Source organism: Duncaniella sp., from assembly GCF_029054785.1.
In the GTDB taxonomy this organism is placed as follows: domain Bacteria; phylum Bacteroidota; class Bacteroidia; order Bacteroidales; family Muribaculaceae; genus Duncaniella.
The window spans coordinates 23,796-30,607 of record NZ_JAIDEN010000099.1; the positions used below are offsets into that span (position 1 = coordinate 23,796).

The 6,812-nt window shown below is 53.6% G+C and carries 4 protein-coding genes; 2 read left to right on the top strand and 2 right to left on the bottom strand.

The window, feature by feature from the left end; translation table 11 throughout:
• Positions 1–35 precede the first annotated feature (35 nt).
• Together K2H17_RS06615 and trmD are read left to right on the top strand one after the other, a co-directional pair.
• Positions 36–1,421, top strand: coding sequence for an rRNA cytosine-C5-methyltransferase (locus K2H17_RS06615; RefSeq protein ID WP_300132871.1), 1,386 nt, complete (start codon positions 36–38; stop codon positions 1,419–1,421).
• Positions 1,422–1,430: 9 nt separating this feature from the next.
• On the top strand, positions 1,431–2,114 hold the full coding sequence (gene trmD, locus K2H17_RS06620) for a tRNA (guanosine(37)-N1)-methyltransferase TrmD (RefSeq protein ID WP_300132873.1): 684 nt from the start codon (positions 1,431–1,433) through the stop codon (positions 2,112–2,114).
• Positions 2,115–2,255: 141 nt separating this feature from the next.
• On the opposite strand, the gene leuS is transcribed toward trmD, so the two are convergent.
• On the bottom strand, positions 2,256–5,030 hold the full coding sequence (gene leuS / locus K2H17_RS06625) for a leucine--tRNA ligase (RefSeq protein WP_300132875.1): 2,775 nt from the start codon (positions 5,028–5,030) through the stop codon (positions 2,256–2,258).
• Between the two features lie 85 nt (positions 5,031–5,115).
• The gene (gene nadA, locus K2H17_RS06630; protein ID WP_300132877.1) at positions 5,116–6,081 is read right to left on the bottom strand and encodes a quinolinate synthase NadA; all 966 of its coding nucleotides are present in this window, start codon (positions 6,079–6,081) and stop codon (positions 5,116–5,118) included.
• Positions 6,082–6,812: the final 731 nt, after the last annotated feature.

Sequence of the window (6,812 nt, forward strand, 5' to 3'; positions counted from 1 at the left end):
AATATATCCGAATTTACCTCTAAAAACCGCTTCTGATGGCCCTACGGACTCTGCCTGAGGAATTCCTCGGCAAACTGACTGAAATGGATCTGGCGCAACTTGGCGAAGCTCTCGCCGAGGGTGAACCCTGCGTGTCTGTGAGACTCAACCCGACACGCGGCCTCAGCCCGGCCGATCTGCCCGCAAAGGCTGAGCCTGTGGCCTGGTGTCCGGACGGGTTCTACCTCTCCGAACGTCCGCGCTTCACCTTCGACCCGCTGCTGCATCAGGGATGCTATTACGTACAGGAAGCCTCCTCGATGTTCCACAGCCATGTGGCCCGTTCCATCTGCCGCCGTCTGGACTCTCCGCTGCGCGTGCTTGACTCCTGTGCCGCCCCCGGAGGCAAGACCACGGCAGTCATCGACACTCTCCCTGAAGGCTCGCTGATGGTGGCCAACGAATATGTACCGGCGCGCGCCGCCGTGCTGCGTGAGAATCTGATCAAATGGGCCTCTCCTTCGATTGTCGTGACCCGCGGCGACACTGCCTCGTTCCGCAAGCTCAGAAACTCCTTCGATCTGATCATAGCCGATGTTCCCTGCTCAGGCGAAGGGATGATGCGCAAAGATCCTGAAGCAGTCTCACAATGGTCCGAGGGACTGGTCCGCGAATGTGCCGAGCGCCAGTGGATGATCATCTCCAACCTGTGGCCGGCTCTGAAACCCGGCGGTTTTCTGATTTACAGCACCTGCACTTTCAACCGTCTTGAAAACGAAGAGATGGTCTCGCGCATCATCGGAGAACTTGGGGCCGAGAGTGTGGCCGTCGAGACGGATCCTTCATGGAACATAGCACCGGGCATATCCACACCTCACCACTGCTACCGCTTCATGCCACACCGGCTCAGAGGCGAAGGTCTCTTCGTGGCCGTTGTACGCAAGGAAGGGGAGTGGCATGCGGATTCAGCCGACAGCCGTTCACGCTCCTCAAAAAGCAAGGCAAAACCCTCTCCCCAGCTCAAAGAAGCCGCCGGATGGCTTGACGGTAAACGGGCTGACTCTGTGAATGTCTACGCCGAAGCGGACCGCATCAGCGCTTTCCCATCGGCCCACGCCGACCTGCTCGGAAAAATCAAGCGCGAACTCGACGTTATCCACGAGGGTGTGCTGATGGCCACGGTCAAAGGCCGCGACCTGATTCCGAGCCAGTCACTGGCACTCTCTCCGCTCCTGTCAGCCGAAGCCTTTCCCGTCTGCGAAATAGACCGCAGCCAGGCACTCTCCTACCTCAGCGGCGAAGCTCTGACACTCCCTGACGACACTCCCCGCGGTTTCGTCCTGCTGAAATATTCCGGCCGCCCCCTCGGCTTCGTCAAGAACCTCGGCCGCCGCTCCAACAACCTCTATCCCGCCCCCTGGCGAATCAAAACCAAACTGTAACTGAAAAAAATGAGAATAGACATACTGACTGTACTTCCTGAAATGATTGAATCGCCCCTTAACTGCTCGATCCTCAAACGGGCACAGGACAAGGGGCTGTGCGAAATCGTGGTCCACAATCTGCGTGAATACACCACCAACAAACACCGCAAGGTTGACGACTATCCCTTCGGGGGCGAAGCCGGAATGGTGATGCAGATCGAACCCGTAGACCGCGCCATAGCCGATCTGAAATCGCAACGCGACTATGATGAGGTCATCTTCACATCGCCCGACGGCGAACAGTTCGACCAGCCGATGGCCAACACACTCTCCCTCTCGCAGAACCTGATAATCCTCTGCGGCCACTACAAAGGTATTGACTACCGCATCCGCGAACACCTCATCACCAAGGAGATCTCCATCGGCGACTATGTGCTGACCGGAGGCGAGATCCCGGCTGTTGTCATCGCCGACGCCATCATCCGCCTGATTCCCGGCGCCATCGGTGACGAACAGAGCGCTCTGAGCGACTCTTTCCAGGACAATCTGCTCGCACCGCCAGTCTACACCCGCCCTGCGGAATACAAAGGATGGCGCGTCCCTGACGTCCTCCTTTCAGGCCATGCAGCCAAAATCGACGACTGGAAACACGAGCAGGCCCTCGCCCGCACCCGTCTCCTCCGCCCCGATCTCCTCAAGGGCATGGAGTAAGAGCTTGTTTCCCGACCCTCTCAGCCTCTCGCGCTTCTGCGACTGCCGAGCGCTTATGATAAAAAATCTCCGGCTGATATTTCTTGTTATCGGAAATATCAGCCGGAGATTTTATTTTTTGTCCTTAGCGTGGCCGATTCATCAGCCAACGACTATGTTGACAATCTTGTTGGGGACAACGATGATCTTCTTGATGCTCTTTCCTTCGAGCCATTTGGCTGAGGATTCATTTTCAAGCGCCAGTTTCTCGACTTCTTCCTTGGGAAGGTCAGCAGGTACCTGAATGGTAAAGCGGGCCTTACCGTTGAAAGAAACGGCATAATTGGCGGTGTTCTCCTTGAGATAGTCTTCATTCCACTCAGGCCAGCGGGCATCGTTGACGGTGCTGTCGTGTCCGAGGGCGCTGTGCCAGAGTTCTTCGGCCACGTGGGGCGCGAAGGGTGCGAGCACCACTGCAAGCGGTTCGAGCACCTCGCGGCTGTGACACTTGCAGGCTGAAAGTTCGTTGACACAGATCATGAACGCTGCGACCGATGTGTTGTAAGAGAAATTCTCGATGTCGCCTGTCACTTTCTTGATCAGCTTGTGGACAGCCTTCAGGGCTTCTGCCGAAGGCTTGCTGTCATCGACGAGGCAGGCATCACCCTTGAAGTAGAGACCCCAGAGTTTCTTGATGAAACGGTTGACGCCGTCGATTCCGTTCGTATCCCAGGGCTTGCTCTGTTCGATCGGGCCGAGGAACATCTCGTAGAGACGGAGAGTGTCTGCGCCGTAGCGTTCTACGATATCGTCGGGGTTGACAACGTTGAACATCGACTTCGACATCTTCTCTACCGCCCAGCCGCAGATATATTTGCCGTCCTCAAGAATGAATTCCGCATCCTTGAACTCCGGACGCCATGCACGGAAGGCGTCGAGATCAAGCACATCGTTGCTGACACGGTTGACATCCACACGGATCGGAGTGGTGTCATACTGGTCTTTCAGACCCAGAGACACAAAAGTATTGGTGTCTTTGATGCGGTAGACAAAGTTTGTGCGGCCCTGGATCATGCCCTGGTTGATGAGCTTTCTGAAAGGCTCCTGCTCTACAACATAACCGAGGTCATAGAGGAACTTGTTCCAGAAGCGGGAGTAGATCAGGTGGCCTGTGGCATGTTCGGTGCCTCCGATATAGAGGTCGACATTGCGCCAGTATTCGTCAGCCTCGCGGCCCACGAGAGCCTCGTTGTTGTCCGGATCCATGTAGCGCAGATAGTAGGCCGACGAACCTGCGAAACCGGGCATCGTGTTCAGCTCGATCGGATAGCCTTCGGGAGTCACCCAGTTTTTCGCACGTCCCAGCGGCGGCTCGCCGGTTTCGGTAGGCAGATATTTGTCAACCTCAGGCAGGAGCAGCGGAAGAGCCGATTCGGGCATCAGATGGGGGATTCCGTCTTTGTAATACACGGGGAAAGGCTCGCCCCAGTAGCGCTGACGGCTGAAAATTGCGTCGCGCAGACGATAGTTGACCTTGACGCGGCCAATGCCCTTCTCGGCGATGTAACGCTTGGTTGCGGCGATAGCTTCAGGCACTTCCAGACCGTTGAGCGAGAACTCACCGTTGGAGCTGTTCATCATCTTGCCGCTCTTGGCCTCGAAGCTCTGCTCTGAAACGTCGCAACCCTCGATCAGAGGGATGATCGGCAGATCGAAATGACGTGCAAAGGCATAGTCGCGGCTGTCGTGGGCCGGAACGGCCATGATCGCGCCTGTTCCGTAGCCTGCAAGCACGTAGTCGCTGATATAGATAGGAATTTCTTTACCGGTCAGAGGATTGACGGCATACGAGCCGGAGAAGACGCCTGAGACCTTCTTGTCGATCATGCGCTCGCGTTCGGTCTTGTGTTTGATGCTGTCGAGATATTCATCGACGGCCTGACGCTGTTCCGGAGTGGTCACCATGCGGACATAGTCGCTTTCGGGAGCAAGAACCATGAAGGTCACACCGAAGACTGTGTCAGCGCGGGTGGTGAAAATTTCAAGTTCGAGATCCGAGCCGGCCACCTTGAAGCGCATCTCAGCACCTTCCGAACGGCCTATCCAGTTGCGCTGTGTCTCCTTGAGCGAATCGGTCCAGTCAAGATCGGCAAGGCCGTCGAGCAGACGCTGTGCGTAGGCAGAGACACGCAGACACCACTGATACATCAGTTTCTGTTCCACCGGATAGCCGCCGCGGATCGAAAGACCCTCGCTGACTTCGTCGTTGGCAAGCACGGTTCCAAGCTCAGGACACCAGTTGACCATAGTGTTGCCCAGATAGGCCATGCGGTAGTTCATCAGAGTGTCGCTCTTTTCCTTCTCACTCATGGCATTCCACCGGTCGGCTGTAAATTCAAGCTCCTCGGAGCAGGCGGCGTGGATACCCTCTGAACCGTTCTTCTCGAAATGGCTGACAAGGTCGGAGATCGGGCGGGCTTTGTCAAGTTCAGTGTCGTAGTAGCTCTCGACCATCTTCATGAAAGCCCACTGAGTCCACTTGTAGAACTTCGGATCGCAGGTGCGCACCTCTCGGTCCCAGTCATAGCAGAAACCGATGCGGTCAAGCTGCTGACGATAGCGGGCGATATTGTCGGTGGTTGTCTTTTCAGGGTGCTGTCCGGTCTGGATGGCATACTGTTCAGCCGGCAGACCGTAGGCGTCATAGCCCATCGGGTGGAGGACATTGAAACCTTGCAGACGTTTGTAGCGCGAATATATGTCAGATGCGATGTAGCCTAAGGGATGGCCCACATGCAGACCGGCCCCGGAGGGGTAGGGGAACATGTCGAGGACATAGTATTTCGGACGCGAGTTGTCAATCTCGGTCTTGTAGACCTTATTCTCACGCCAGTAGTTCTGCCAGCGTGATTCAATATCTCTATGATTGTATTCCATGATTCTTTTTGAGGTGATGAATGGAAAAAGGTCCTTTATATATAAAATATGGGAGGACTCGGCTTATTTATGGATAAAATGGATTTTATTTGATTTCAAGCATTCGTGTGATCGGACGGCGGGCACGGTCGATGATCGCCGGATCAACCGTCACTTCAGGCAGCTCATAGCGCAGAGTGTTGTAGAGCTTCTGAAGGGTGTTGAGCTTCATGAACGAACAGTCGTTGCAGGCGCATGTCGAATCGGCCGGAGGAGCGGGGATGAATTTCTTCTGCGGACAGCGGCGACGCATTTCGTGAAGAATGCCGCTCTCGGTCGCAACGATGAACTCCTCGGCTTCGCTCTCTTCGGCCCACTTGAGCAGAACGGCGGTCGATCCGAGTTTGTCGGCAACCAGACGGATCGGTTTCGGACATTCGGGATGGACGAGCACTTTCGCTCCGGGGTGCTGCTTCTTCAGCTCGATGATCTTTTCAAGCGAGAACTGTTCGTGGACGTGACAGGCACCGTCCCACAGGATCATTTCGCGTCCGGTCTGACTGTTGATGTAGTTTCCGAGATTGCGGTCCGGACCGAAGATGATCTTCTCGTCGGCGGGAAGAGAATTGACCACCTCCATCGCGTTGCCCGAAGTGACCACGATATCGGTCAGAGCCTTCACCGCGGCTGATGTGTTGACATAGCTGATGACGGTGTGGCCGGGATGTTCGGCAATGAATTTTTCCAGTTCCGGAGCAGGGCAGCTGTCGGCAAGCGAGCAGCCGGCGTTGAGGTCCGGGACGAGGACTTTCTTGTCGGGACAAAGGATCTTGACAGTCTCACCCATGAAGTGTACGCCACACATCACGATGATGTCATTGTCGAGCTTTTCAGCGATTCGGGCCAGAGCCAGAGAGTCGCCGATGAAGTCAGCCAGATCCTGGATCTCGCCGATGGTATAGTAGTGGGCCAGGACGACTGCGTTCTTTTCTTTTTTGAGTCTTTTGATCTCGGCTGCCAAGTCGACCGACGGATCTACCGGGGCATCCACGAACCCTTTTTCAACATTCATTTATTTATTGGTTTTTATTTTGAAGAAAAAATTTTTTCCAAAAACTCTCTAAGTAGAAGTATGATGGATGTTAAAAAGTAAAATAACTTTTCAGCCTATTGCTTGCATATATGGGTTATTGATATCCAATTTACATTAATTACAATGTTATTTACATGTTAAGTATAGGCTTTTCAGTTGCTTAGTATAGTTATTAACATCGTGTTAATAATGTGCAAAGTTAAAAACTTTTCATGGGATTTACAACCGTTTTCTGTTGAAAAGGGGCTTGAAAACCGCTTGATAGATTTATTATAACTTATTTTGAATCCGGTCAGGAAGTTTTATACCCGCCATAGTATCAGATATGCAAGCTTATTCTTTGAAAAGTCATTGAAATGTTATTTACAGTTTTCAACATAGTTTTGAACATTGTTAATAACTCCTGAAAGTGTCTCATCGGAACAGATTCTGACAGGGTCGGAAGGTCATGTTTAAAGAGCATTTGACAGGATCAGATTGTCTGTTGAAATATACATTTGAGAGGTCAAAAATCGAGCCGGAAGAGTATATGACGTGGTCGGATTTTCATGCTGGAATAGGCATTGACAAGGTCAGAAAATTGTGTTGGAGGAAGAGGCCTTGAGGAGCAGGCAGGCCGCGTTAGCGGTCAGAAGAATCCAGGCCACTGCAAGGGCCCCATAGGGGTCCGCAGCTGTGGTTTTAGAACCATCCCCACCCCCACAAAAGAG

Coding starts and splice junctions, on each gene's coding strand:
- K2H17_RS06615 (WP_300132871.1), top strand. CDS start 36: ATGGCCCTACGGACTCTGCCTGAGGAATTCCTCGGCAAACTGACTGAA.
- nadA (WP_300132877.1), bottom strand. CDS start 6,081: ATGAATGTTGAAAAAGGGTTCGTGGATGCCCCGGTAGATCCGTCGGTC.
- leuS (WP_300132875.1), bottom strand. CDS start 5,030: ATGGAATACAATCATAGAGATATTGAATCACGCTGGCAGAACTACTGG.
- trmD (WP_300132873.1), top strand. CDS start 1,431: ATGAGAATAGACATACTGACTGTACTTCCTGAAATGATTGAATCGCCC.